Origin of the sequence: Paenibacillus macquariensis (assembly GCF_900156375.1) — a bacterium.
GTDB classification, from domain to species: Bacteria; Bacillota; Bacilli; order Paenibacillales; family Paenibacillaceae; genus Paenibacillus_AQ; species Paenibacillus_AQ macquariensis.
Map to the genome: position 1 here is coordinate 1 of NZ_FTNK01000034.1, position 24,813 is coordinate 24,813.

Genomic DNA, 24,813 nt, shown 5'->3' on the forward strand with positions numbered 1-24,813 from the left:
AGTCCTGAAGGCTGAACATTCGAAAAGCCCTTAATCTTATCAATTATTTCTGGTGTGAGTCCTTCAAACATTGATGCAATCTCCGGATTCACCCCCTGAAATACTATTGGCACTCTTTTTTTGATCCCCACTATGCGAAAAGCCTCTTTGTCTTCAATTCGGTAGTTCATTTCACTTCCTCCTTTGATAGTTAGTTGAAACGTCATCCGCGGGAAGGCTTTGAGGGACTGTCCATGGATCCGAGCTTCCGAGGGAGTAATCCCATGCATGCTTTGGAAAGCCCTAGTAAAGGAATCCGGCGAGGTATATCCGTATTTCATCGCAGCATCGATGATCTTGATGTCACTGTGGCTTAGCTCGAGTGCTGCCAAAGTTAGGCGTCTTCGCCGGATGTATTCCGACAGAGTAATCCCTGCAAGGAATGAGAACATCCGTGTAAAATGATATTCCGAACAGCAGGCAATTTTCGCTGCCTCCTGATAGTCCACACGATCAGTAAGATTCTCCTCAATATAGCTTAAAGAATTGTTCAGTTGCGCCAGCATATTCATGATTATCGCCTCCCCTCGTTACTCAAAGCATAGCAGAGAAGGTAATTCCCTTCCCGACATTTAGTGCACTATCCTGCAGGGTCTTTTGATGGTCGTAGGACATCCCCTTTAACTTTGCTTCAATATACCCATGGACGTTATGAAAATCATCAATGCTGCGGATAACTGCCGGTTAGTTGTGCTAATAAAAAAAAGGCTGCCGAAGCAACCGCTATTCCACCACTATCGTTACCCGTTAGTTAAATAAACTAGTTGTCTGTTTTTATTGAGTGTCATCGTCTCTTTTGTACTCCAAAATATCACCTGGCTGACAATCCAAAGTCTTACATATCGCTTCTAATGTTGAAAAACGAACTGCTTTTGCTTTCCCATTTTTCAGAATGGAGAGATTCGCCATAGTAATTCGAAAGCTCCGTTACGCTCATTTTTCGTTTTGCTAACATCACATCAATATTAATGATAATTGTCATATCCTCCACCTCAGACCGTCAAATCATTTTCTGATTTTATGTTAATCGCTTCTTGTAGAAGCCGTTGTAGGATAGCAGCAAAAACGGCGATAATCAACGAAGCAAAAATGATGATAAGTCCCATTAATCCAATAGGAGGGTCTACTTTCTTTGCTATAAAACGAATGAGTGGCAAACCTAATACATACAAACCACTGATTGTAATCGCACAGCACTTTATGTTCTTTAACGCCTTTACAGATAATTCCGAGAACGCTGTGTTCTCGTCAATATACCGTAAAAGATTTAAAGCCTGATAGAGAGCAAAGTAAAAAGGCACAGCCGCTCCATACATCACGATGAAAACGAGATATTTCATTAGGGCAATATTTGGATACATTTTTGCTGCGAAATTCGCCATATGGGGCACTAAAAATATACACAAAGCAAGCACTGCAATTCCAGCCAGAAAAATAATTACCTTTAAGAAAGTGGTTGAACCTCGTTTAACATTCATTTAAACACCTCCTCCACTTATTTAATGACAACATGATTTTAGCATATGATTTATCGTTTTACATTAAATCCATATTGTTTTTCATTATATTATTATTGTTATTTGAACATCATTTTAATTTTGACAAATATAAAAAGCATTTCTCATTACAAAGAAATGCTATTACTTTAATTAGCTTAAACTATGCTACCCGTTAGCTTAAAGAAAAAGCAACCGTTGTCGGATGACAAGAATCTATTCCGATTGCCGTTGTATGTTCTCTTCTTCTCTTTATTCAGAGTACAATAAAAGGCTGATCTTTAACAAGAAAAGATCAGCCTTTTTCTACTCATATGCCCCAATGGATTTTTCCTTAACTTATTCCTAACAACTAATGATTTATAGACGCTACTCCACCGACAGCTATTGGTGAGATTTTCGAAAGACCTCTTGCATCTGTATACGTCATATTTTAATGATTTTTGGAATGGGCATGACTATACTTAAACCTGTTCGGCCACACCTTTTCCTAGCTGCGTACATAATCTACTATCAAATAAGCGGCCCAGAGGTGGATTAGGATGAACTATTATTGTCCCCAGTACGGTGTTTGGCGTGAATACAGCATGCCAAGTAGTCACTGGCTACGTGTGAACTATTACGCTGAAAGGAAGGATTCAACTATCATCGATGAATGGAACGCTGTTCTCGCTCCTCCTCCCCCTCAACTGCAATCCGTTTCAGTGGACCCCAAAACAAGTGCACTCCTAGTTTTGGATATGGAGACCTCTATATGTAATAATCCTCGCTGTATTGCATCCATCTCTAAAATTAATCAGCTATTGGCGAGGAGTCGTGAATGGGGCATGCTTGTCGTCTATAGCCTTACACATACGGGAAGCCTATCGGATATTGCCGCGCAGATAGCCCCCTTGCCAAGTGATCCTGTTGTGAAATCAAACGTTGATAAGTTCTACAAAACTGATTTAGAACAAATATTGCATGATCATGGCATTAAAACCGTTCTGGTTACCGGTTATGCAGCTAATGGCGCAGTCCTTCATACAGCCACTAGTGCTGCATTCCGGGGATACAATGTCATTATTCCAGTTGATGGAATGTCAGCTCTCAATCCTTATGCTGAACAGTATACAGCTTGGCATATGATAAATAGCCCTGGAACCCGAAACCGGGCCACTTTAACAAAAATAAATCTGATACATTTTTGTCATCCATACCAGCGATGCTAGGACAGGGAACTCGGAGTCATCCAGTAAAGCACATGCTCCATCAAAGGAGTGCTTAAGCTATTGCTCCAAGAAGTTAACACTCAGTAGATATACGATAGCTTAATGAAAACAAGGAGCAGCTGCTATGGCAAACTGCTCCTTGTTTGATTGAACTATCGTACCCCGTTAGCTCAATCCCAGTTATATATCGAGACACTGTTTCCAATCGTAATGGGCATGCCATAGCCAGTATTATTTCGTTCCTTCAATTCAATACCATGACCAGCCGTGTAAATCAAGGCATTCGGCGTGATCAGTCAGTCATCACCGAACCAGACCTCCACCCAATACCAGGCGATTTTTACCTGATTGGTATCTTTTTTCTTGCATTACTCGGCATCATGCAAAGGCATATCTGAACAACCCGTAATACAAAGGTCCGACCATGACAACAAATGTTATCAACATCCAGACTCTCCTCGCCACAATCGGCAGCTCCTCCAGGATTTCTTCCCCTTCATAACCTTTTAGAATCATCGCGAATGATAAATCCCACAGAAAAGCTGCCACGGAGACAAATTTCCAGACAGAAGGATTTAGAATAGCTGTTTCCGTAACGTATCCGAACAATCCAATCCATGTAATGATGGATACGACGAAATCTATTTTGCTAAGTTTCGACTTATATTTTCCTTTTATTAAAAAAGTGAGGGAAGCTGTAGCGAGCAACCCTAAATAAATCGTCCATATAACGTCAACCATACATACTCCTCATTCTTTTTCTTTATACTTTTGAATTTGATGACCCTTCGCCATCCTATTGCTATTATAGCTAATCAAGTCTATAACCGATATATTAAATCCCTTTCCATATTTAGGGCGTATTTTGAGAGGAATGATTGGTTATTCGAGTGATAAACATTCAATCCTGTCCGTTAGCTTAATAAAAAGAACAGGATACAGGCACCTGCTCATCAATGTGTATTATTTAACTATAGTGTCCAGTTAGCTTAATGAAATTAATGGCACAAATTGATACTATTGCTTAAAACAACAGACCCCAGCTTTCCTGTCTTTGAGTTTGAGAGACGAACTTCTATTCTGCTATTCTCTAAATTTGCTGTAATATCGTCAATCCTACCTGCCCAAGTTGGACCACATACGATCAATTTGCCGCCGAATCACTTTAGGATAGCAGGACGCCCTGAACGCGTTGTTCAGGCGCGACGATTACGCCCAACCCTTTCGAATCTCGCAAGCTTGGCGGAACATTTTAAGGCATTGCGACGAATCCGGTTCCCTTCGTCAATCATTTTAGCGAAAGATGTTGGCCAAAACACGGTTTTTTTCATTGTTCCACGGAACGCTAATCGGCTATCACGGTCAAATTCGGCTGAATTTGGAGATCCGGAAGCAGATACAACACGCGTTGTTGTATCTGCATTGCAAGATCGTATCGCGCTTCTGTCCGTACCTCTCATTTTTAAGGCCACATAGTGTCAGAACTTTCAAGAAGAATTTGTTCTTTTGGTAGACCTGATCCACCGTAAATAGTCACTGTATAAGGGCCTGAAGGAACAAGTGGCATACTATTATTATTTAAAAGGTCCACTGTTGTACCTGCTGCAACAGTTGCATTAAAAATAACCGTATTCTTACTGTTGTGCTTTACTTCGACTCTAAAAGATTGTGCTCCTGTATTTTAATATTTGGATATCCAATTGTCACAGAATAAGGGGTTATAGGGTCCGGTTTATCACCCTTTAAATCCCAAGTTAGTGTATCTTTATCTTTGGATTTTAAATCTATTAAAACATTCCCTAAATATTGAGCACTGCCTGCCGAATTTATAAATTCAACTTTAAGGACGTAACTCCCTTTATTAGTTGGGAATTGAAATTCTCTTGAATTATCCAATGGGAGTTCGATTCGTTGGTCATCTTTTAATAGGGAAACTGTTATTTTGGGGTCTGTCCAAATATCTCCCCCATTTTCTTCATTCTCTTTAAAATCTAAAGACGCTTTCTGATTTGAAAAAACCTTTATTTCATCCAGTGATGATGCAAATTTTTCAATATCCTCTATCTTTTGTTGTACATCTTCACTTGCTGTATCCCAACTGATATTTGCTTCTGTTAATTGTACAGATGAAATATCCAAATTTAAATGAGCAGTTGGCACTCCCACATCATAATCTTCACCAATACACCCTGTTAATGTAAAAAATAAACACAATCCTATAAGTGATTTCAGAAATCCATTCATATTCGACCCTCCCTATTTTTATCTATCGAAAACATACGTCTGTCATTATTTATCAAGATTTTTTAACTTCTTAGATTCCTTACTTTTAATTTCAAGAAGATCCGCCTGTTAAATACAGGGATTTTAAATTTAATATATATTTTTATAAATGTCTTAGAGTACATTTTATTAATGTTTCTCCTTTATCTGCACTATACAATCGTATTACTGATAATTTTGAAGAAACCTTGGTCAAGACCCTTCAAACGAATACAAAAAAGCCGCCACTATGGCGACTTCTTATGTGTGTATGTTCTTGTCCTCTGACGGTTGTCATATTCAAAATCCCGTGTAGTATCAACTAGCGTTATTTAATGAATTTTTTTCTCTTAAATATTCGAAATTCCTCTTATTCAATTTATAATCATCTTCCTTTATGAGACCAGCTTTATATTGAGCATCTAAAAACCGTAGCTCTTCACTCCAAATTTTGTCGATCAACTGAAAGTGTTTTTCACGCTGCTCTGCTGTTAAGTCATCCAGAATTTTCGGTTCTTTATTTGGATCTTTTGTATTATCAACGAGAATTCCATAATCTAGTTCTAATTTCTCTGTTTGTTTATGCAGTTCGTCTAATTGGTTTCTTTGTTTCATTAGCGAATCCACTTTTGTGCTTGTAATACTTGGATTAATTGATTTGAGATACGTTAGCTCCTCTTTGGAGACTTCAGGTTTTGTACTTGTATTTGCAAATGTATAAGTTGAAAATCCCATTGCCATAACGATAGCAAGTGTTGTGATGGTCACTTTTTTCATATTACTCAATTCCTTCCATTGTTTGATATCAGAGTTTGCTATGAATCCAATAATTTTCAGTAAGTCTACTCCAACGATTTTATCAGTTCCGTAAATCTTTTTTCGATTTCATCCAATTCAAATGAACTACATATTCTACCGTTCTCTTTATCTAGCATTCTATAATGTTGAAAAAGAACATTTTGTTGTATTTTATAACCATTTAACTCTCTTATTTGTCGCCACCATACTTTCCCTCCTAGAGTCTTGGGGGAACTATTAGTGTAATGTGTAAAAGCGACTGTCTTGATAATTTCGTTAGCATCATCCCCAAACGTCATCTGGATAATCTCGCTATGTTCAAAAAGCGTTGCGACACAGACTGCACCTGCCCATGTGAGGGTGCTTCTACCTTTTTCGATTTCTACTAATGTTTTCTTTGATAAACCAATAATTTCAGACATTTTGTCCTGTGATAAATCGTTTTCAATACGGATGAGCTTTATTTTAGCATTTACCAGTTTAATAAACTCTTTTTTATCCATATGATCTCCTCCCTCTTGTTGTAGTGTAATATTACACTTTTATGGAGATTTCGTCAATAATAGTGTAATAGTTCTGTGTCACATTTCAATTTATTGCATCAATTTTTTCACTATGTATCATGTTATTGCCTATTATGGTGTTATCTAATTTAATAGCTCTTACAGTTTGGGATTGGTGATCCATACCGACTAGATACGAAGTCAATAGTTTACCAATGAAACTATACTGACCCCAAAAAAAGAAACAGCGGCAGCCTTGGATTGGAAAATAAAATCCTAGACTGCCACTGTTTTATTGAGCTATCTTGCAACGCTTTGATCTACCTCATACAAGGTCGTACTCAGTGCCTGAATAAATGGCGTACATATAAAGCAAAAGCCGATGCATTGCGCGCGTACATGCAGTATAAAAGAGCTTACGTTCGCTTTCCCGATTGTATACAGATTCTAAAATCATATTTCTCTCTATAACCACTCTACCTCATAACAGCCAATAGCTTTATTGTGTTATATAACTGGCGCGACGGAAGTTACGTACGATACAACTCCTACAGAAATACTTATAAAACCAAAAACACCAGTTGATTCTGGTTGATCCTATTTTCATTGTTCAAAGAAAATATAGTTTTAGACTGCCTTTGCTTTATTGAACTTACGTTCCCCGTTAGCGTAACAGACTTGAGATATCTGACCAACCATAAACAACTTCTTTGTATATTTCCACCATACTCCTGTCGATCTCCCTTGAAATCGGGCAAAGAAATGAGCATTTTCCAGTAAAAAAGCCTCTCTGACATTTGACTGTCATTGAGGCTTTAAGGCTTTTCTGACGTACGTACTTATTTCTGTGATATTCCATAAGTGAATTTGGTAGCACTCGATGAAGAATCCACTAAAGTAATTGTGGCACATGCCGGGTTCTAAAATAATCATGATTGGTTAGGGGCTATCAACTGGAGTGCACCCCCAAGAATATATCGGATTAAGTTAGGGTTTATCCAATGTCTATTCTAAGGGGTGCACTTCAGAGCGCCCTTTGTTTTTTTTGTGTTTAAAAACTGTTTCCGAATTGATTCTCTTATTATAGGCTGTTCATTTCCGCAAGAAGATTCTGCAATTCCTCTTCAGAGAACGCCCCACCGCTAAACATGACCATGTTACGAAGTGGTAGGTATTTCATGGAAGCTTCCATCATATCTGAAGTGGAACCTTCTTCGTCATCCCCGCCCATTTGTGAAAATTGTTCGGCCAATTTATCCACCATCGGTTTAATTATAGCTGCTGCATCCTCATGCACCATAATGTCGCCAATCGTCGTATTGCGAGTGAAGACTGGTTTTGGTGCGGAAGCAGTTGATTCTACATGAACGGTTTCTGTCAGCTCAATGACCTGAGAAGAACGTCCAATCTGAACTTCGAAATCACCTGATTCGACATGCCACTCTTTCATATCTACATTATAGTAAGCGAAAGCACGTTTACCGAGTGTCATCGTTACAGTTTTCGTTTCACCTGGAGCAAGCGACACTTTGCCAAAACCTTTCAGTTCTTTCACTGGGCGGATCACGGTGCTTTCTACATCACGTACATATAACTGCACAGATTCTTTCCCTGCAAGATTTCCTGTATTTTTTACATCTACGCTGACTGTGAGCGTAGATGTGTCCTTGATGTTCTTCGCGCTGACTTTCAGGTTACTGTATTCAAATGTTGTATAGCTGAGACCGTGTCCAAATGGGAACAACGTTTGAATTCCAGTTTTATCGTAGTAACGATACCCCACGAATAGCCCCTCACGGTACTCTACACGGTCTCCCTCTCCAGGGAAGTAAATATAAGAAGGATTCTCTTCTACACGTTTCGGGAATGTTTCTGCCAGTTTACCTGATGGGTTCACTTCTCCGAACAGGATATCAGCTACTGCACCACCAAATGCTTGCCCTGCCAAGTATCCTTCGACAACCCCTTTTACCGAATCAACCCAAGGCATCTCTATTGGAGATCCATTGCTCAAAATAACGATTGTATTGGGTTGTACTTCTGCAACAGCCTCAATCAGGCGGTTATGATTCTCAGGAAGTTGCATATGGGAACGGTCATACCCTTCCGATTCATATCGATCAGGGAGTCCTGCAAAGACAATTGCAACATCCGATTGCTCAGCAGCTGAACGCGCTTCAAGAAGAAGTTCTTCATTCACATGATCTTCTTCAATATTGTAGCCTTTAGCATAGGTAAATGTTGCAGCATCCCCCGTAATCTTTTGCATTTCTTCAATGGCATTGTCCTTGCGAGTTGAGTTAATATGTGAGCTACCTCCGCCTTGATAGCGTGGTTTCTCAGCAAATCCACCGATAATGGCAATCTTGCCTTCTTTTTTCAGTGGAAGTATAGCTTCTTCATTCTTCAGCAGTACCATTGTATCGGCAGCCACTCTTCTTGCTAAAGCGTGGTGCTCATCTTTGTTGTAGGTTGCGTTTTCTTTTTTAAATTCTACGACTTTTGCAATGAGGGTAAGGATACGCTCTACCGCTTGGTCGAGTTTTTCTAGAGGAAGAGATCCATCTTCTAAGGCTGCAAGTACTTTCTTCTGACCGATTCCATGGGAAGCCGGCATTTCAATTTCATTTCCTGCTTTTACCGCATGTGCGGCTTCATTTACGCCACCCCAGTCCGATATCACGACACCTTCATGGCCCCATTCACCTTTGAGGATATCTGTCAGCAAGTATTCGTTCTCGGATGCATACGTACCGTTGACACGGTTATACGATGTCATCACAGTCCAAGGCTGGGCATTCTTCACGACACCTTCAAAAGCAGACAAATAAATTTCGCGCAGTGTACGTTCGTCAACGATAGCATCTGTACTCATACGGCGATGCTCTTGGTTGTTTACAGCAAAGTGTTTCAAAGAAGTTCCTACGCCTTGACTTTGCACTCCTTTGACATGGGCTGTTGCCATTTCACTTGCAAGGTATGGATCTTCAGAGAAATATTCAAAGTTGCGTCCGCCGAGTGGGGAGCGTTTGATATTTACCCCAGGTCCTAAGATAACGCCAACGTCTTCTGCTTGCGTTTCCTCGCCCAGTGCCACACCAACTTGCTGAATCAGATCACGATCCCATGTGCTCGCAAGGCCCGATGCCGTTGGAAATGCGGTTGCGGGTACACTGTCATTCAGCCCAAGATGATCCCCCTTTCCATCCTGCTTACGCAACCCGTGGGGTCCATCGGTAACCATAATGGAAGGTACGCCAAGTCGTTCAATCCCTTTCAGGTTCCAAAAGTCTTTGCCAGACACGAGTGCTGCTTTTTCTTCTAATGTCATTTCACTAAGAATTTGCTCTACGTTTAATTTTTTCATCTTATTTACACTCCTTTTGAATGATTACTGAGTTGGATCGTCCAAGTCTTGAAACTGTATTTTTTGAAATACAAACAAATTGTTTATGAATATATCTTTATGATAAACTACTTAGAGTTACGTTTATGGTATTATTTTTTGATTATTAGTATTTTATATCACTCATTTTGGAGCCAATATGATGAAAAACAATCAGGATTTTTACACAATCAATAAATTAATTCATGATGCATATCATGTCCCAATCTTCCTCGTCTCTCCAGACCAACTCATCCAAGAGAAACTGAGTTATGGTGAAGTAATTTCGCATGTGCATCCCCATACAGCTGATATGCTGGCATCCCTGATAGCCACTCAAGACAAGGAAATTCAGCAGATTCCGGTTATTAAAACAACTTCACTAGGTGAATACTACGTAGTTCTGTATCTGGTAGATGATGAAGAACGTTACCTTGGTAAGCTTATAGCGGGTCCTTTTTTGCTAGAATCCTACTCAGAAGAGGTTATTGTTAGTCTTATGTATGATGTAGGTGCACCAAGATATCAACTAGAGGCATGGAAGCATTATTTTAGCAAAATGGCCATCTTGAATCGCAAAACGATGCAGCATCTTGGCGAGCTGATGTACTATCTGGTTCACCACAAGAGACTTGACGGCGAAGCGATGATGAAGCATCAAGTCTCTTCTATTCTAGAGCAGGAAGAAGACGAGATTGAAAAAGAAATAGGGCAGGAGCTTTCACAACGACGCGATCACAAAACCTACCATCATGAACTTGCCCAAGAAGAATCGCTGTTTGCTTCGATTCGGGAGGGATCGGTTAGTCGTCTAATCACTCAGCTCTCTACATCAGATCTCCCGAATAACGCAGTCCTTTCCAAGAAGAGTCATCTACGCAGCCAGAAGAATCTGGCGATCAGTGCAATTACTCTTGCAACCCGTGCAGCGATGAAGGGCGATCTTCTGTCGGAGCTGGCTTATACATTAAGTGATATCTATATTCAACGAGTCGAAGAACTTCAGAATGTAAAGGATGTTTATAAGCTGCAGAATGAGGCATTAATTGAATTTGCAGAACGGGTGGATAATAGCAAAACCGAGCAGTTCAGTAAAGAGGTTGCCCAGTGCACCTACTATATATTTAATCATTTGCTTGAAGATCTATCTCTTGAAAGGCTTGCTAGACATGTAAACCTTACTCCAAGCTATTTATCTACAAGGTTTAAGAAAGAAACAGGACGATCTATTGTGGATCACATCCAGCATGAACGTGTGTATGAAGCGCAAAAAATGCTGAAATTCACCTCCATGAGTCTATCTGATATCTGTGCCCGACTTAATTTCAACGATCAAAGTTATTTTACGAGAGTTTTCAAAAAATGGTGTGGTGTAACCCCTTTACAATATCGTAAAAAAGGAGAAACGCCTATGTCCCGTCAGTATAGCCGTTAACAATTTTGTCCTCCACTGCATGCTGTATCAGTCAGTTACACTGGTGGTATGATTTACAATGACTATTGCGAAATATGTGTACCTGTAAAACCGTTATAGATTGATTTGACAACAAAAAAAGCCGGGACAAAATTTCCCTCCCCCGGCTCTCCGGCTTCGAATTCGCTTGGCGAAAGTTCTGAACCGCGTATCCAAAAATCCTCTCTGACATTTGACTGTCATTGAGGCTTCAAAGCTTTTCTGACTTACGTACTTATTTCACAGTATAGATACCGCTTTCGTACGTCAACGTGTACGCTACACCATCCTCTTTCACGATCACAGCTTGTTACAAGGCGTGTAGAGCTACCATCCGGATTTATGCGATACAACCCCGGATCGTAGCCATCAAGTGTATAATACGTCCATGAACTTCCAACGTAGTAAGTGCTATCGGAATGTTCAGAACGTTTGATACCGAAGCACCTGCTCATCAGTGTGTATTATTCAACTATCGTTACCCGTTAGTTGAGTCCCTTTAATTTGGTTTTGCATTGATTTGCGTTAAAGTTCATGCATCACGAAGTCCCACCGAGTTAAGGCAGCTTGCTGCCGGCCGCGATGCGGTTAGTCGGTGCGGATGTGTCCCGGCAATTACTTCCTCGTTCCTTGTTTCCGGGACCGAGGGCCGCCCAGACCCGGAGCGTGAATGCGGTGTTTATATGATGAACCCGACTTCTTCGAGATACTTTCACACTGCTTTTCTGTTTCTATTTTTACTCTAGTAATGTATATTTCAGTTTAGTCTTCTTTTAAACGTCACTTATTTATTACCGAGTTGTTCCGCCAAACCGATTAGAAGTCCTTCATTTCCACGAATGTAGCAGAGCCGATACGAGTCCTCGTACTGAACCACTTCGCCAACGAGCTGAGCACCATACTTAGTGAGTCTGGATACCATTTCGTCAATGTCTTCAACGGTGAACATGACGCGTAGATAACCGAGGGCATTTACTGGAGTAGTTCGGTGATCTGATATAGTAGGTGGGGTGAGAAATCGCGAAAGTTCAAGTCGGCTGTGGCCATCTGGGGTAACCATCGTAGCAATCTCTACACACTGTGAACCCAGCCCGGTTACGCGACCAGCCCATTCACCTTCGACAGTAGCTCGCCCTTCGAGCTTCAAGCCAATCTCCTCGAAGAAAGAGATTGCGTCATCAAGGGATTCTACAACGATGCCAACATTGTCCATTCTTAGTAATTTGTTTTTTGCCATAGTTTTATCTCCTTATGTGTACAAATTTATTACCTGATCATCTTCATATTTATTCTATCAAGAATAACTAATTCCTTCCAAACGATTAACAACTTGTCACAGCAGTTCATGATAACAAAGATAAGTCACAGTATAGTAAAATGTGAAATTTGGTTTTCGGATATGTCATATTAACTTTTATTCTCATTGTCAGGAAATATTGCGGCTGCACAGGTCTGAATACGTAAAGCGTCCTCTCTGTAGCCATTCCACGTTAATGTTTCGGTGATGCGCATAAATTCAAAATCCACTAGATAATGCTTGTCTTGTTCCATTCTATTGAAGGCCAAACGGCTCCTTATGAAAAACAATGATTCGATCACCGAAATTGCGGCCCGTGTGGGTTGTGAGAATCCGAATTATTTTACGAGGATTTATAAAAAGTATATCGGGATGACCCCTCCCAAACGAGGAAAATGGACATGACCGAATGACAGCGGCAAGAATATGTTTGCATTCATGCAGGGAGAGAGGGTTTACGTAAGCAGTGTTATTTAAACCCTCTGAAAAATCCCGATTTATGCTTCCTGCCTTCTGCCTTTTACCTCGATGACTGTTTGATTAATCTTCTCAATGAATTTGTAGGGAAGTTTCATTTCTTTCCCGAATTTTCCATGAAAAATTCGCTCTCCAATATTGAATAAAAAAACTGGTCTGTCCACTGCTGCTTCCAAAAAAAACTCTTCTTTATATACGGCCTCCCGGGTCATTCTCAAACGATCCATTAGAGCAGAAGAGCGTGTATTGACCACTTTATGCGCTTCCGGATCCACAAAAGCAAAGTGAAGCAGCAGTCTTACCACCTCACTGGCATATCCTTGCCCCTCGTACGCCGGAAGGATTCCAAGATTTTTGGCGGTAGCCACCATCACTAAACTGCCCGGGAGCTTAATAAAAAGAGCAGGATGCCGAAGCACCTGCTCATCAATGTGTATTATTCAACTATCGTGTTCCGTTAGTTTAATCCTCTTTTGCCCTTCTGTGTGGTCCGATATCAGTTGTACCCATCCATTCCTATTTAATAAAGTCTATTTATATCTTCCATATGCTTTAGCAAATGAAACAATTTGCCTATACAATGTCTTATCCTTCATGTTCTTCAAAGGATAAAATTGGGGCCTTGTATTCACCTCCATAATCCAAAGTTTTCCAGTGGAATCCAAAGCCACATCCAAACCTAATTCTCTAAAGCCTCTCATATGACGATCAAAGTTTTTGGCAACGTTGACTCCCAATTGCTTCAGTTCAGCTTCTAACCGCTTAGTCGTGTTAAGATTGTAGCCTGCTCCTGACATCGTTTGATTGAAATATCCGAGTGTCCCTCCTTGATTATAATTTGTGGCTACCATACCCGGGCTTCCGATTTTGGTAAAAACCGCTGTGCTTTGCCATACGTCTTTATCCGTTTTCTGGACCATGACACGAATATCGAAAGGTTTTCCGTTTGTTTTGGCTAATTGAATACCCATCTGCAAAACATAGGATCTTCTGTTGGCAACTCGGTTTAACTTACTGTATAAGGCATTTATAGTTGAGTAATAAGATTTGATAGACTTCAATTGCGTTTGATAACCCTGAGGTACTTTCTTAATACGAATAATATTTACCCCACCAGAACCGGTTGTAGGTTTGAAGAAGACAGTCGAATAATCAGAAAGCATCGAGGTTAAATTGTCTCTTTGGAATAGTCTTGTACGTGGAACATGCTTACTTAAATTTCGTTGTGTCAGTAGCCAACTAGTTTTTTTCCATTTACTTTCGATTGTGCTGCTTCGATATTTGTTCATGAAGATCTCACACCTCGCTTCATACCATTAGATGAATGGTAGTCGAAGCTTGTCACCTCACATGCCTATCCCGTCGAAGAGCTCCTCATGCAAATACAATTATCCTACCAAATAAAGCAGTATGCTTCATTTGGCTACACTTGTTAACTCAGTGAATATCCCTATCGATACCAGACCAATACGAGCTTATATCAAATTCGTAACCATTTTACGGATGTTTTTTCATTAGTCAATAGGACGGTTACTATATTGCAAGTTAGAGAATAACTATTAGTATGGATTTGATTTCCAGTGCAAAGGTGACTTATTGAACAATCTAAAACCATTTACTTATATCCCCATAGAAAAGGTACCCAGAATATATTACAATGGGGGATGGGTTAAAACCCAATTTGATTGTTTTTAAGGAGAATGAATACGATGATTATTAAATTTATGCGCTTACGTTAATTCTAGGTACATTTCATTTATATTTGCCCATATTGTTTGATAAACATTTGGAAATATTTGAGTGTACCTTTTCTGAAAACACACTAAATCCAAATGAGATGAGGAATAAAACATGAATGAAAAAATGACTAGAATTAACGGAATTAACATTTGTACAGAAAGCTTTGGAAATCCAACAGATCCAGCTGTTCTTTTAATAAATGGAGCTATGAATTCAATGGTTTATTGGGATGAAGAATTCTGCCAACGTTTAGCTGATGAAGGTAGATACGTGATTCGATTTGATAATCGAGATGTAGGGCGTTCTACTACGTATGAGCCTGGTACTTCTAACAACTATACCTTGGTTGATATGGCAAACGATGCTATAGGTGTTTTAGATGCTTATGATATTAAGCAAGCACACCTAGTTGGGATGTCATTAGGAGGTATGATTGCTCAGGTAGTGGCTTATCACAATCCTGAAAGAATCCTAAGTATGACAACCATCTCATCAAGTCTTTTTGGAGCAGATGAAAACGACCGTGATTTACCTGGAATGGATCCGCGCTTATTCGAGTATCACGCTAAAGGCGCTACGTTAGATTGGTCAAATGAAGAAGCTGTTATCGACTACTTAGTAGAAGGTTCAAAAATGCTTTGTGGTTCAAATCATACATTTGATGAAAAACGTGCTCGCAAGCAAACGACACAAGATTTTAAACGTGCTAATAATTTACTCAGTATGTTTAATCACGTAACGCTTTCTGGGAATGATTTCTATGAAGATAAAATTAAAGATATACAAGTTTCGACATTAGTTATTCACGGCACAGAAGATACAATTCTTCCGTATGAGCATGGTTTAGCATTAGTGAATGAGCTTCCAAATTCAACGTTACTAACACTTGAAGGAACTGGTCACGAAATTCACTTTGATGATTGGGATACAATTATTAATGCAATAGTCATGCATACTTCAAGAACGTAAAATGATAAAAAGTAAAAGATATAACTGATTTTCTATATGAGAATTACGGTGATTTTTCTGCTAGAGTAGATAAGAATAAGACCGAAATGCTAATTATCTTATGATAAAGCATTTCGGTTTTTTACATTGTTGATTTTTATTTTTGGATAAGATTAATCCATTGAAATTCTTATTCAACTAAACTGCCCGTTAGCTTAACGACTTATAGTTCTCGATTATAACGAACTTCTTCCGATATTTCTTTGAAGCCAACTGCTTTATATAAAGATAGCGCGGATTTATTGGCCGTCTCAACTTGCAGTTCTGCGAACGCACATCCATGGTCTTTGAGATAAGTGAGCGCCTGCGAAAGTAAATGCTTTGCTGTCCCTTGTTTCCGCCAAGGAATTCTCACAAATAGATCTTCAATAATCCCATCTCCATCTTCATCAACCCAAGCCATTATACTTCCTACTAAGGTGGGATTTTCCCTTACAACAAAAGCAGTCCACGAAGAATTCTTCTGTTTATCCATTAACTGCTTAAACCCAATTGGGGCCTCCGGCCAAATCTCCCTGTCAATTTCTAAGTATTCATTGATGCTTTCCTCCGAATCCATTAGCCCTTGCAAGCAACGATAAGGAGCAGCAAGAACAGACTCTTCAATTTTCTCGGATAAGTCTCTTCGCATCGTATACAAACTCTTCCAATACACAAAACCTTTCGATATGAAATAATTGTTGTTGTACTCTTCAGTTGATTGGTTTCCTATACCTAGCATCGTTCGATTCGAACTAGGTAGTGTTTCTTTTAACTCGTATGCCCTATTTAACAAACACTCATATAAAAGATCATAGAGGGGATATTCGTCTTCTCTTTCTGGAAGTGTTTTTAAATTAAAAAAAATATAGTGCGCATGCTCTTGGGGGCTACCTGGCGGAATCGTGGAAATAACACCAACTTGTCCCTTACCTATGATTTGTCCACTCTCAATCACTATGAATACATTAAGCCAATTATCTTCTTCTCCAACCCACCAGAAAACGGTATTGTCTTTAGATGTAACGGCATCATACAAACCGCCTAACTTCTGCATATCATCCTTTGTAAATATCCGTACTTCTACTTCGCTCAAAACACAAAACACCACCATTTCGTTAAATTTATCCAATGATTCAACAGTAGTTTTTCACTACTTTATTGGCACTTCGTTTGGTATTAAATAATTATATTGATTTAGAAGTTATGCGCTTTTTAACGTAAAAGTACAACTTGAAAGGCGACGATCATCACACTATCCTGCCCATTAGCTAAACGTTCCTCGCTACATTCTTAAGAATGAACTTGCTTGATTATTGAGCACCTAATTCATAGGTGAAGACAGTCTTTGTTGTGTATTTATTTGTAAATTGGAATTGTAGTTCTGACTTGGTCTTGCCATTACCAGTAAAATTAATACCATCGTATTTGAACCCTTGCATGTCGCTAGGGTTAATACCGAACTCCTTGTAGAGAAGTATCGCTTGTTTAGTTTCCGTATCAATTAGCGTTAGTAGTCCTTCTTGAGAAGAACGAGCGATTAAGTAATTCTCTCCTATTGCTTCAATAGAGTAGCTAACATCAGGTTCGCCTGCTAACTTTGAGATGTTCCAAGATTCCTTAACCGAAGCATCCGGTGCAATTAATCGAATAGAGTGTCCATCATTCATAACTGCGTTACCGTTGTAAGTCTTCAGATCCTCAGGAGAAAACTGCCAATAAAGTCCTGTTGATTGACGCAGAATGACACCCTTTTTCACAAATAGGTTAATTACAGTCAGGTTTATCAAAGGCTCTCCGCTAGAATTTTGAATAGTCACTAAGTCCGTATCTTCTGTAATCTTTACGAAAGTAATTTTTGTATTACCAATATAACCTGATTCAAGCTTAGCTGTGGATACTCCCAAAGAGTGGACAACTCCTGCTGTGTCACGTTTATATATAGTACCGCTCACACCATTTAAAAAATATGCGTCATTACTTATCTTGCCGTCTCCAACAAATTCAGGATAGCTAATAACCGCTGCACGGCTTTCAGCATTCCAATTCAGTGAGCCTCCAATGGCATCATTAACGAAACGCAATGGTAAGTATAGTTGCTTATTAATCTGCCGAGGACCTTCGGAATACACGACTGCTTTGCCATTAACGGTTGCATTCCGATTCCCGACTTTCATACTTCCCTTCGTGAACATATTCGCTATGGAAATCATTTTCGTACGTTCATTGTAATTAACGGTTGCACCACTGATATATAAGCCATCTAGCGGGAGCATGATAGTTCCATTTAGCAATGACGGAGCCCCAGATGAAGATGTAATTTGCGTATTGTTAAGGTAGATTTGAATAACGGATGTTTTGGAGGACTGTGCTTTATCAGGCGCTGCTGACACAATAGATGGGGTGGAATGAACTAAACCAATGATGATAACGCTAAGCCCAATAACTCGAATGATTTTTTTTCATTGATTTCAAAATGATCCCTCTTTCTCAATTCCAGAATAACAATTGTTTTTCATTACGCAACCATTAAGTACAATTATGCATACAAAGATAATGCCAATTATTCGGATCAATCCCTCACTTCATTTCACCATTTTTTCAATTTAATTCCTCTAAAATACATACGAATAATGAAACCATTTGTTACGTTATCCTGCCCGGGATCCTAATAAAAAAAGTACAGCAACGTTGCAAACTCCTCAGCTATCTTACTTAGTTAGAAAAATTATCCTAATTTAGTATTATCTATCAAACGTATTTCTGATAAAAAAGTTACAAGGCATTTGTTCCACTAACCTGCCCGTTAGCTTAATAAAAAGAGCAGGATACCGAAGCACCTACTCATCGATGTGTATTATTCAACTATCGTGTACCGTTAGTTTAATGCCTCTTCGTCAGTCTAAGACTTTATTTTCTGCGGACAACTGCCCCATAATCTCTCACCGGAACGCCTGTCAATCTCATTTCTATGGCTTTCATCTTCACTTCTACGGAGTAGCCCACTTTGGTTACCAACACAAAAACACCTCCAAGATTATCTCCCTATCTTACGATATGGAAGAACTCTCTTAAAGGTGTTTTGATTTGTCTCACGTTATGGCCGAGTACCTATTTTGGCTTTTCTAGCGCTTTAAAAGCATGAGCGGTCAGGCTGAATGTTTAAACAGCTCCCAGATGCCCATTACTTCCGTGATGGCGCGATCTATCGTTGCAAAAGGGACTCCGTCCCGGGCTTGTGTGGATATGCCATGCATAAAGGTATCAAAGACGGTAGTCAACATTGAGACATCTATGGACGAAGGAATTTCACCAACATCTATGGCACGCTGGATGCAATCATGCAGATGGCTACGAATCTGCTTTCTTTTTTCAGCAACAATTTCACGAATATGATTGTTTTTGGAAGAGCATGTGCTGGCTGACAGCACAATCAAACAGCCATTCGGATGGTCGCTATCCGTTTGCATTTTTGCGGTACGTCTTAAAGTTGTTTCAATTGCTTCCCGAGGAGTAAGCGTGAGATCCGCAAGACTTTCCGTGACTCGTCCAAAAGTACCCATATATTGTTCAACAGTTTCTTTAAACAGGGCTTCTTTTGACTCAAAGGCCGCATAGAAACTGGCTGCTGAAATATTACCCATGTCCGCTCGAAGTTGAAGCAACGAGGTTGCTTCGTATCCTTGTTCCCAAAAGAGCATCATCGCCTTTAATAGCGCTTCATCCCGATCAAAAATGCGCGGACGTCCAGTTCTTGCCATAAGAGATTCCCCCTTGTTTTTCTTAATTATATACTAATCGATCCAAAAGTTATTGACAAGGTGTGAAAGGTCGAATAACATAAGGAATGATCGATCCACAATTCGATTAACTTTCTTATATCTGCCTAAAAGGAGGCTCACAGATGTCTGATTTATCTTCTAATCGTTTCCCGTGGTTGGGGTTGTTAGCCTTGGCTATGGCTGGTTTTATTGCAATTATGACTGAAACCCTTCCCGCGGGGTTGTTGCCGCAAATCAAAGAAGGGCTGCAGGTGTCGGAAGCATTGGCAGGGCAACTTGTCACATTGTACGCCATTGGTTCGGTGGTTGCCGCCATACCCGTGGCAGTACTAACTGGGGGGTGGCGGCGGCGTCCGCTTTTGCTTCTATCGATTATCGGTTTTCTTGTCTTCAACACCATTACAGCTCTCTCATCGAACTATGTACTAACACTTGTCGCTCGCTTCTTTGCCGGAGTAGCTGCTGGTGTTTTATGGGGCTTGATTGCCAGTTATGCTCTACGTATGGTGCCTGATCATCTAAAAGGAAGGGGCATGGCTGTAGCCATGATTGGAGCACCCATTGCCTTATCCCTTGGAGTTCCTGCCGGTACGCTGATAGGTACCTTTATGGGCTGGCGCTCGGTGTTCTGGTTGATGTCGTTGCTGGCGTTCTTGCTAATTTTTTGGGTGCTCTGGAAAGTACCCGATTATCCGGGACAGTCGGCTGATAAACGCATTTCAGTATTCAAAGTTTTACTCACACCTGGGGTAATTCCTATCTTGGTTGTGGTTCTTGCCTGGATGCTGGCTCATAATATTTTGTACACCTACATCTCTCCTTTCCTGGATGATATAGGGCTTGAACCCTATCTCGGAAAGATTCTGCTTGTTTTTGGAATTATGGCACTGGTGGGAATCTGGGTGATTGGGATTTTCATTGATCGTTGGTTGCGTCCGTTGGTTCTCATCAGTCTTACCGGATTTGCTCTGATTTCTCTTGTACTGGGACTTTGGAGTGAGCATGGTACTATTATCTTCATTTCTGTTGCGCTGTGGGGGCTGACATTCGGTGGTTCGGCAACATTGTTGCAGACAGCACTTGCCCAGGCTGCGGGGAAGCAAGGTGTGGATATCGTGATGCCTATTAATACAACGGTTTGGAATCTGGCTGTCGCCAGCGGCGGGATATTGGGAGGAGTCCTTCTGAATCAATGGGGTACCACTTCCTTTCCTTGGGCACTCCTGCTTCTCTTGCTTCTTGCTCTGTTTGTTGCCTGGCGTGCTAAAAGGCATGGATTTCGTCCATCCCAGAGCCGTTAAGTAATCCGTCTACTCAATCATAGTATCAATCTTAAGCTCATCTTATCTAATCGTTGTCCGGTTCAAGTCAGATGGCGGCACCAAACCATTGCGATGCGATGATAAAACAGATCCATACACACAACTCGCTGATCTGTGCATCGTTGAAATGTTCCCGCAGAATCGGGAAAACGGCGCTGTCCACATTGCCGCCGTCTGCTATCGATTGCGAATTGTTCTTGCACGATCGCGGCAGTCCATCGATCGATTTGCGCATGTCAGTTGTTTAGCATGGTTTTCAAATGTGACTGCCCATTTTCCAACTTGATACTCAATTTTATGAATACTCGTGTATGAAGCCGGGAAATGGGCACTTTTGTTTGCCCACTCCACACCTCTTAGAATGTGGTATATAACATTTATTACCCCACATTAAACTATCCTGCCCTTTAGCTTAATAAAAAGAGCAGGATACCGAAGCACCTGCTCATCAATGTGTATTATTCAAATATCGTGTCTGCAACATAGTAGTTTGGCTGTGTCGAAATAATCTCTAACTGATTTTGCATCTTTTCAATGTTGGAATCAGTTCCAATAAACTCAATGAATAATTCAGACAAGTCAATAACATCTTCAATTCTTGCCTTTCTTACGTTTATATCTATACACTCATCTCCAACGATTTTTTTTGTCATTCTTCACAAGAATTTCCGATAACGTTTGTGTATCTATGAACCCGAGAGGCTTAAGGCGTAAACGGTACTGGGTCAAATGAACTTAGCCTCGCTGAGCTATCTGCTGTAGGTTAAGAACGAATGCGGTGATCGGTCAAGTATCTATGTTCTTGTCATTTTCGGAGAAGTATATAAGTTCTTGTCGTCTGACATCGGAGGACATATATCGTTAAAGGACAAGAGCTATGGGGCACGGAATCCTATATTTTATATTAGCCGTTATCTTCTCGCATGGGTGGAGAAAACGAATGTCCCGCGGACCGATTGAATTAATAATGCGAAAAGTATGCTAAACTTAGGATCACCAAAAATCCCCTCGACCTGAGGGGATTTTTTCTATTGAAATGCATTACGTCTCTCCTAACATTTCCTACAAACGCTAATGATAGATGAAGATGACGGAGAGAACGGCGTTTTATCCCAGTCAGCATATTGATGTTCGACGCGAAAGCCGTGACGGGTTAATAAAGAATGCAGCGTATCCTGATCCGTGAACCGACAAGCAATTCGGGAAGTCGTTCGCTTATACCCCCAATCACGCATCGTAACCCAATGCATGATATGCTGGCTAGCATCGTAACATTGTGTGCCTGATACCTTGACGTTATTCCCATCCTTATCAATAAATGATCCCCATTCTGTCTCCTCTTGATCGGATAAATCCGTTCCCTCCGGATTACGGGTCTCGAATGCAAAGATTCCTTGGGGTTGTAAATGTTTGTGAACGGTCGTGAGCAAATCGATTTGATCTTGATCACTTAAGAATGCCTGAAATGCATTACCAGTCAAATAAATCATCGAAAATCGCTTGTCCGATTCGAAGGTACGGGCATCGCCTTCCATAAAAGTAACAGTCAACCCTTCCGCCTTCAACCGCGCATATGCGAGCATCGCTGAAGAGATATCTACACCGGTCATCGTTATGCCGGCTTTCGACAGGGGTATCGTTGTTAAGCCTGTACCACAAGCAAGTTCTAACACTTCCCCAGGACTCGATCTAGCAAGCTCAAGATAGAACTGATATTTGTCCATTTCACAGTCAAATTCAAGATCGTAATTTACCGGATCTTGATATTCTTCAAGATTGCTATGTTCAATCAACGCCATTCCCCCTTTCATTTCTTGTTATAACATTTCGAATTGCCAAAATGAATCTATTGAATAAAATAAACTCAATGTTGCATTGAGAAAAAATAATTTCTATAAGGAAAAACATGTACTTATATAGACGCAGAAAGGATAATCGAAATGAAAGCCCTATCGCCAGCTATCGCGCTTAACAGTATTATTTTACTATTTTTTTGATAATCCGTTTGGTAATAAATGGTTATAATCAATTTTTATCGAACCTTACATAACTACTCTTTAAGTCGATAATCACTACGCTATCCTACCCGTTAGCTTAATCATCATCGGCCACCCGAACATATTCTTGAACTATTTCGGTTAGAGGTACACATTCTTGTCATCCGACAGATGCCGTGTTGTACGGGTACAATTGATTCGAACCTAATTGGTCCAACAAAAAACAAAAAACGTTATTAAGCTGTATTTAATAAGATATTATTGTTGTCACCCGAACGCTGTTTGCTTTAATCTTTTGGATGCGAAGCTCACGCTTCCGTTCTTTGAACTCCTCACACCATGAAAAACATTATCACCCTTCCGGTAACGGAAGATTATTACAAGAAAGAAGACTGTCGGTAAATTTCGCCGACAGTCCATCTCTTCCAAGCAGTATACTCCTAATCCTAATCGCTGGACAATTCCTTGAGCGATTTGATTTTACCATGGGGATGCTGTTCTTGCTTTCGTGACTTCCAAGCAGCTTCTTTCCTTCTCTTCTGGTGAGCCATAACAGATATCCTCCTTTGGAAATTGAGATGTATACTACTTCCTTATACTGTCATTCCTCGGCTCTGTTCATTCATGAAATTATTTCGTTGGGTTTTTGGTAAATCTGAGGGTAATCACTGTCCCTCCTTTACAGTCCAAAAGACGCTAGTGATGCCGACCTGCTTTGGACTCTCGAACCTGAGCTCACAACGATCCACAGCGGCCTACTAGTATTTTGGAAAATAATATCTTAGACTTCCGCTGTTGATTAAGCTAACGTTCCCGCTTAGCTTAATCACGTGTATATTCATTGCCTTGTTGTTCCTACTACATCCGTTAATTCTATATTAAAGTACTTAAAGGGGCTCCCTGCAAGGATGGCGTTATTTGGACACCTCTTGTTTCCTTTTCGATCAATTCACGAATCTTGGCGGATTACGGATCAATCTTGCTCTGACCTCACAATAAAATTTTTCAGCACTTCAGTCCCGGCTCGCCTCGTAAATCGTGATCATCGCATGCGTGACATCTTTGTTCGGATCTTTGCCGTGACCTGCGTATTCCGGTGTATAGACAACATGCCCTTGATTGATTCGAGGGCACCATTGCTCCAGAACCACCATCTTTCAGAATAAGGGGAATTATAATAACCGCGGGGCATAAAACTATAATCGGAATAGGAGAATTGATGAATTTCTTGGAGATAAGGAAACATGTACAAGACATCCTCTCAAAATAACATATATTATCAGCTTTTGCCCACTGCGTTTGAGAGGTTCCCACACTCGATCCGCCGAAAAAATAGCAGCAAGAAAACCGCCCCATATCAGGCGGTTTATTCTAAACTGTAGTTTCCCGTTAAAAATGAAGAGCAACCTTTGAATCGCTCCTCTATTTTATTTATAGTACTGTTTTATTGTCCTCATTCTATTATTCCTTGGGTTGTGTTCCACTTCTGCTAATCCTAATTTTTCCATCAAAGGTGGGATATACATGGCAAATCTACCGCGCAATCCTTTTTTCAAGCCGTACCAACCACCAATTGGAGTTTTAGTTAAATCTACAAAAACTATTTTATCAGTTCGAAAGATTTTTTAATGTTCAAGTCACCATAGAGTTGATCAAAAAGCTTACCGTCTTTCGACTGTGAATCAAACGGATTGGACTGCGGTGTTGTTAACACATACACCATACCGTTAGATTCCGCAATTACGCTGCCTACAGGCGGACCTTCTTCCCTGGAGAAGCGACTCCAATCATTTTTGGAATACACAGAGATCATCAGCAGCATTTCAGCATCTTTTCCATCTTTTGTCGTATAATCGAACTCTACTACATGCTTAGCCGTTGGCATGATTTCATGTGCATTTGCGCCTGCATATTGGTTCACCTTGTAATGTCCGTTCCAGGAAGCGGGCAGATTTAAACTGAAGTTTGCCTGAGGATTAGTGTATAATTCTTGGTTATCCGCCAAAACATCTTTGAGTTTATTTCCTTCCCAAGTTAAGATCAGATGATCCACGTATCCACCAT

27 protein-coding genes and 1 pseudogene are annotated in these 24,813 nt (G+C 40.3%); 6 read left to right on the forward strand and 22 right to left on the reverse strand.

Features of this window, described 5'->3' with window-relative positions; translation table 11 throughout:
• The 3 genes and pseudogenes from BW961_RS27705 to BW961_RS27715 form a co-directional block, all read right to left on the reverse strand.
• Positions 1–551 (reverse strand): AraC family transcriptional regulator (locus tag BW961_RS27705; protein ID WP_139331779.1); only part of this gene is annotated, 551 nt, incomplete at its 3' end.
• A 262-nt stretch (positions 552–813) separates the two neighbouring features.
• Positions 814–1,021: pseudogene (locus BW961_RS27710) on the reverse strand (helix-turn-helix domain-containing protein).
• A 10-nt stretch (positions 1,022–1,031) separates the two neighbouring features.
• A complete protein-coding gene (locus BW961_RS27715; RefSeq protein WP_068587524.1) occupies positions 1,032–1,517 on the reverse strand; it encodes a DUF2975 domain-containing protein in 486 nt (161 codons plus the stop codon).
• Between the two features lie 560 nt (positions 1,518–2,077).
• Between BW961_RS27715 and BW961_RS27720 the strand changes: the two genes are divergently transcribed.
• Positions 2,078–2,746 (forward strand): cysteine hydrolase family protein, encoded by a 669-nt coding sequence (locus BW961_RS27720; RefSeq protein WP_068587522.1) that lies wholly within the window; start codon positions 2,078–2,080, stop codon positions 2,744–2,746.
• A 378-nt stretch (positions 2,747–3,124) separates the two neighbouring features.
• Here BW961_RS27720 and BW961_RS27725 read toward each other — a convergent pair whose 3' ends face one another.
• From BW961_RS27725 to BW961_RS27750, 7 genes are all read right to left on the reverse strand, one after another.
• Positions 3,125–3,487 (reverse strand): hypothetical protein, encoded by a 363-nt coding sequence (locus tag BW961_RS27725; RefSeq protein ID WP_068587521.1) that lies wholly within the window; start codon positions 3,485–3,487, stop codon positions 3,125–3,127.
• A gap of 257 nt (positions 3,488–3,744) precedes the next feature.
• On the reverse strand, positions 3,745–3,894 hold the full coding sequence (locus BW961_RS32140) for a YoqH family protein (protein WP_483189020.1): 150 nt from the start codon (positions 3,892–3,894) through the stop codon (positions 3,745–3,747).
• A 48-nt stretch (positions 3,895–3,942) separates the two neighbouring features.
• Positions 3,943–4,206, reverse strand: a complete 264-nt coding sequence (locus BW961_RS30975; protein ID WP_068587519.1) for a hypothetical protein — start codon at positions 4,204–4,206, stop codon at positions 3,943–3,945.
• Between the two features lie 187 nt (positions 4,207–4,393).
• On the reverse strand, positions 4,394–4,990 hold the full coding sequence (locus tag BW961_RS27735) for a hypothetical protein (RefSeq protein ID WP_244556077.1): 597 nt from the start codon (positions 4,988–4,990) through the stop codon (positions 4,394–4,396).
• Between the two features lie 336 nt (positions 4,991–5,326).
• Positions 5,327–5,785 (reverse strand): hypothetical protein, encoded by a 459-nt coding sequence (locus BW961_RS27740; protein WP_244556078.1) that lies wholly within the window; start codon positions 5,783–5,785, stop codon positions 5,327–5,329.
• Positions 5,786–5,850: 65 nt separating this feature from the next.
• Positions 5,851–6,309, reverse strand: a complete 459-nt coding sequence (locus BW961_RS27745; RefSeq protein ID WP_068587515.1) for a helix-turn-helix transcriptional regulator — start codon at positions 6,307–6,309, stop codon at positions 5,851–5,853.
• Between the two features lie 1,081 nt (positions 6,310–7,390).
• Positions 7,391–9,676 carry a beta-glucosidase gene (locus BW961_RS27750; RefSeq protein WP_068587513.1) on the reverse strand — a complete coding sequence of 762 codons (2,286 nt, stop codon included), beginning with the start codon at positions 9,674–9,676 and terminating at the stop codon, positions 7,391–7,393.
• A 178-nt stretch (positions 9,677–9,854) separates the two neighbouring features.
• On the opposite strand from BW961_RS27750, the gene BW961_RS27755 reads away from it, so the two are divergent.
• A complete protein-coding gene (locus BW961_RS27755) occupies positions 9,855–11,129 on the forward strand; it encodes a helix-turn-helix domain-containing protein (protein ID WP_082867548.1) in 1,275 nt (424 codons plus the stop codon).
• Between the two features lie 802 nt (positions 11,130–11,931).
• Here the strand turns inward: BW961_RS27755 and BW961_RS27760 are convergent.
• Positions 11,932–12,384, reverse strand: a complete 453-nt coding sequence (locus tag BW961_RS27760; RefSeq protein WP_068587509.1) for a VOC family protein — start codon at positions 12,382–12,384, stop codon at positions 11,932–11,934.
• Between the two features lie 170 nt (positions 12,385–12,554).
• Positions 12,555–12,713, reverse strand: a complete 159-nt coding sequence (locus BW961_RS30790; protein WP_156510151.1) for a hypothetical protein — start codon at positions 12,711–12,713, stop codon at positions 12,555–12,557.
• 10 nt (positions 12,714–12,723) lie between these two features.
• Between BW961_RS30790 and BW961_RS32050 the strand changes: the two genes are divergently transcribed.
• Positions 12,724–12,849: an AraC family transcriptional regulator gene (locus tag BW961_RS32050; RefSeq protein ID WP_076577096.1), complete on the forward strand. Its 126-nt coding sequence runs from the start codon at positions 12,724–12,726 to the stop codon at positions 12,847–12,849.
• A gap of 92 nt (positions 12,850–12,941) precedes the next feature.
• On the opposite strand, the gene BW961_RS27770 is transcribed toward BW961_RS32050, so the two are convergent.
• Both BW961_RS27770 and BW961_RS27775 read right to left on the reverse strand, forming a co-directional pair.
• Complete coding sequence (locus BW961_RS27770; protein ID WP_068587506.1) at positions 12,942–13,292, reverse strand: GNAT family N-acetyltransferase; 351 nt, start codon at positions 13,290–13,292, stop codon at positions 12,942–12,944.
• A gap of 159 nt (positions 13,293–13,451) precedes the next feature.
• Positions 13,452–14,210 carry a YheC/YheD family protein gene (locus BW961_RS27775; protein WP_068587504.1) on the reverse strand — a complete coding sequence of 253 codons (759 nt, stop codon included), beginning with the start codon at positions 14,208–14,210 and terminating at the stop codon, positions 13,452–13,454.
• A 562-nt stretch (positions 14,211–14,772) separates the two neighbouring features.
• Between BW961_RS27775 and mle the strand changes: the two genes are divergently transcribed.
• Positions 14,773–15,630, forward strand: a complete 858-nt coding sequence (mle, locus tag BW961_RS27780; protein WP_068587502.1) for an alpha/beta fold macrolide esterase — start codon at positions 14,773–14,775, stop codon at positions 15,628–15,630.
• Positions 15,631–15,832: 202 nt separating this feature from the next.
• Here mle and BW961_RS27785 read toward each other — a convergent pair whose 3' ends face one another.
• The 3 genes from BW961_RS27785 to BW961_RS27795 all read right to left on the reverse strand — a co-directional run bounded on the left by BW961_RS27785 (position 15,833) and on the right by BW961_RS27795 (position 19,409).
• The gene (locus BW961_RS27785) at positions 15,833–16,744 is read right to left on the reverse strand and encodes a GNAT family N-acetyltransferase (RefSeq protein WP_169810315.1); all 912 of its coding nucleotides are present in this window, start codon (positions 16,742–16,744) and stop codon (positions 15,833–15,835) included.
• Between the two features lie 217 nt (positions 16,745–16,961).
• Entirely contained in the window at positions 16,962–18,041 is a 1,080-nt protein-coding gene (locus tag BW961_RS27790; RefSeq protein WP_169810314.1) for a copper amine oxidase N-terminal domain-containing protein, read from the reverse strand.
• Positions 18,042–18,797: 756 nt separating this feature from the next.
• Complete coding sequence (locus BW961_RS27795) at positions 18,798–19,409, reverse strand: TetR/AcrR family transcriptional regulator (RefSeq protein ID WP_068587499.1); 612 nt, start codon at positions 19,407–19,409, stop codon at positions 18,798–18,800.
• A gap of 143 nt (positions 19,410–19,552) precedes the next feature.
• Between BW961_RS27795 and BW961_RS27800 the strand changes: the two genes are divergently transcribed.
• Positions 19,553–20,731 (forward strand): MFS transporter, encoded by a 1,179-nt coding sequence (locus BW961_RS27800; protein ID WP_068587497.1) that lies wholly within the window; start codon positions 19,553–19,555, stop codon positions 20,729–20,731.
• Between the two features lie 479 nt (positions 20,732–21,210).
• Here BW961_RS27800 and BW961_RS27805 read toward each other — a convergent pair whose 3' ends face one another.
• Entirely contained in the window at positions 21,211–21,405 is a 195-nt protein-coding gene (locus BW961_RS27805; RefSeq protein WP_068587495.1) for a hypothetical protein, read from the reverse strand.
• Between the two features lie 224 nt (positions 21,406–21,629).
• Here BW961_RS27805 and BW961_RS32055 point away from each other — a divergent pair, with 224 nt between their 5' ends.
• Positions 21,630–21,737 carry a DUF418 domain-containing protein gene (locus BW961_RS32055; RefSeq protein ID WP_076577099.1) on the forward strand — a complete coding sequence of 36 codons (108 nt, stop codon included), beginning with the start codon at positions 21,630–21,632 and terminating at the stop codon, positions 21,735–21,737.
• Positions 21,738–21,804: 67 nt separating this feature from the next.
• Here BW961_RS32055 and BW961_RS27815 read toward each other — a convergent pair whose 3' ends face one another.
• The 4 genes from BW961_RS27815 to BW961_RS27820 all read right to left on the reverse strand — a co-directional run.
• On the reverse strand, positions 21,805–22,545 hold the full coding sequence (locus BW961_RS27815; protein ID WP_082867546.1) for a class I SAM-dependent DNA methyltransferase: 741 nt from the start codon (positions 22,543–22,545) through the stop codon (positions 21,805–21,807).
• A 650-nt stretch (positions 22,546–23,195) separates the two neighbouring features.
• Positions 23,196–23,300 (reverse strand): DUF6254 family protein, encoded by a 105-nt coding sequence (locus tag BW961_RS31445; RefSeq protein ID WP_244556079.1) that lies wholly within the window; start codon positions 23,298–23,300, stop codon positions 23,196–23,198.
• An 876-nt stretch (positions 23,301–24,176) separates the two neighbouring features.
• The gene (locus BW961_RS31805; RefSeq protein ID WP_342190577.1) at positions 24,177–24,371 is read right to left on the reverse strand and encodes a DUF6855 family protein; all 195 of its coding nucleotides are present in this window, start codon (positions 24,369–24,371) and stop codon (positions 24,177–24,179) included.
• Positions 24,350–24,813 (reverse strand): hypothetical protein (locus tag BW961_RS27820; protein ID WP_425298721.1); only part of this gene is annotated, 464 nt, incomplete at its 5' end. The genes BW961_RS31805 and BW961_RS27820, both read right to left, overlap by 22 nt.

Bases quoted from the DNA above. Each gene is read 5' to 3' on its own strand.
- BW961_RS27715 (WP_068587524.1), bottom strand. From the start codon at position 1,517: ATGAATGTTAAACGAGGTTCAACCACTTTCTTAAAGGTAATTATTTTT.
- BW961_RS27720 (WP_068587522.1), top strand. From the start codon at position 2,078: ATGAACTATTATTGTCCCCAGTACGGTGTTTGGCGTGAATACAGCATG.
- BW961_RS27725 (WP_068587521.1), bottom strand. From the start codon at position 3,487: ATGGTTGACGTTATATGGACGATTTATTTAGGGTTGCTCGCTACAGCT.
- BW961_RS30975 (WP_068587519.1), bottom strand. From the start codon at position 4,206: ATGAGAGGTACGGACAGAAGCGCGATACGATCTTGCAATGCAGATACA.
- BW961_RS27735 (WP_244556077.1), bottom strand. From the start codon at position 4,990: ATGAATGGATTTCTGAAATCACTTATAGGATTGTGTTTATTTTTTACA.
- BW961_RS27740 (WP_244556078.1), bottom strand. From the start codon at position 5,785: ATGAAAAAAGTGACCATCACAACACTTGCTATCGTTATGGCAATGGGA.
- BW961_RS27745 (WP_068587515.1), bottom strand. From the start codon at position 6,309: ATGGATAAAAAAGAGTTTATTAAACTGGTAAATGCTAAAATAAAGCTC.
- BW961_RS27750 (WP_068587513.1), bottom strand. From the start codon at position 9,676: ATGAAAAAATTAAACGTAGAGCAAATTCTTAGTGAAATGACATTAGAA.
- BW961_RS27755 (WP_082867548.1), top strand. From the start codon at position 9,855: ATGATGAAAAACAATCAGGATTTTTACACAATCAATAAATTAATTCAT.
- BW961_RS27760 (WP_068587509.1), bottom strand. From the start codon at position 12,384: ATGGCAAAAAACAAATTACTAAGAATGGACAATGTTGGCATCGTTGTA.
- BW961_RS32050 (WP_076577096.1), top strand. From the start codon at position 12,724: ATGAAAAACAATGATTCGATCACCGAAATTGCGGCCCGTGTGGGTTGT.
- BW961_RS27770 (WP_068587506.1), bottom strand. From the start codon at position 13,292: ATGGTGGCTACCGCCAAAAATCTTGGAATCCTTCCGGCGTACGAGGGG.
- BW961_RS27775 (WP_068587504.1), bottom strand. From the start codon at position 14,210: ATGAACAAATATCGAAGCAGCACAATCGAAAGTAAATGGAAAAAAACT.
- mle (WP_068587502.1), top strand. From the start codon at position 14,773: ATGAATGAAAAAATGACTAGAATTAACGGAATTAACATTTGTACAGAA.
- BW961_RS27795 (WP_068587499.1), bottom strand. From the start codon at position 19,409: ATGGCAAGAACTGGACGTCCGCGCATTTTTGATCGGGATGAAGCGCTA.
- BW961_RS27800 (WP_068587497.1), top strand. From the start codon at position 19,553: ATGTCTGATTTATCTTCTAATCGTTTCCCGTGGTTGGGGTTGTTAGCC.
- BW961_RS27805 (WP_068587495.1), bottom strand. From the start codon at position 21,405: ATGACAAAAAAAATCGTTGGAGATGAGTGTATAGATATAAACGTAAGA.
- BW961_RS32055 (WP_076577099.1), top strand. From the start codon at position 21,630: ATGGGGCACGGAATCCTATATTTTATATTAGCCGTTATCTTCTCGCAT.
- BW961_RS31445 (WP_244556079.1), bottom strand. From the start codon at position 23,300: ATGGCTCACCAGAAGAGAAGGAAAGAAGCTGCTTGGAAGTCACGAAAG.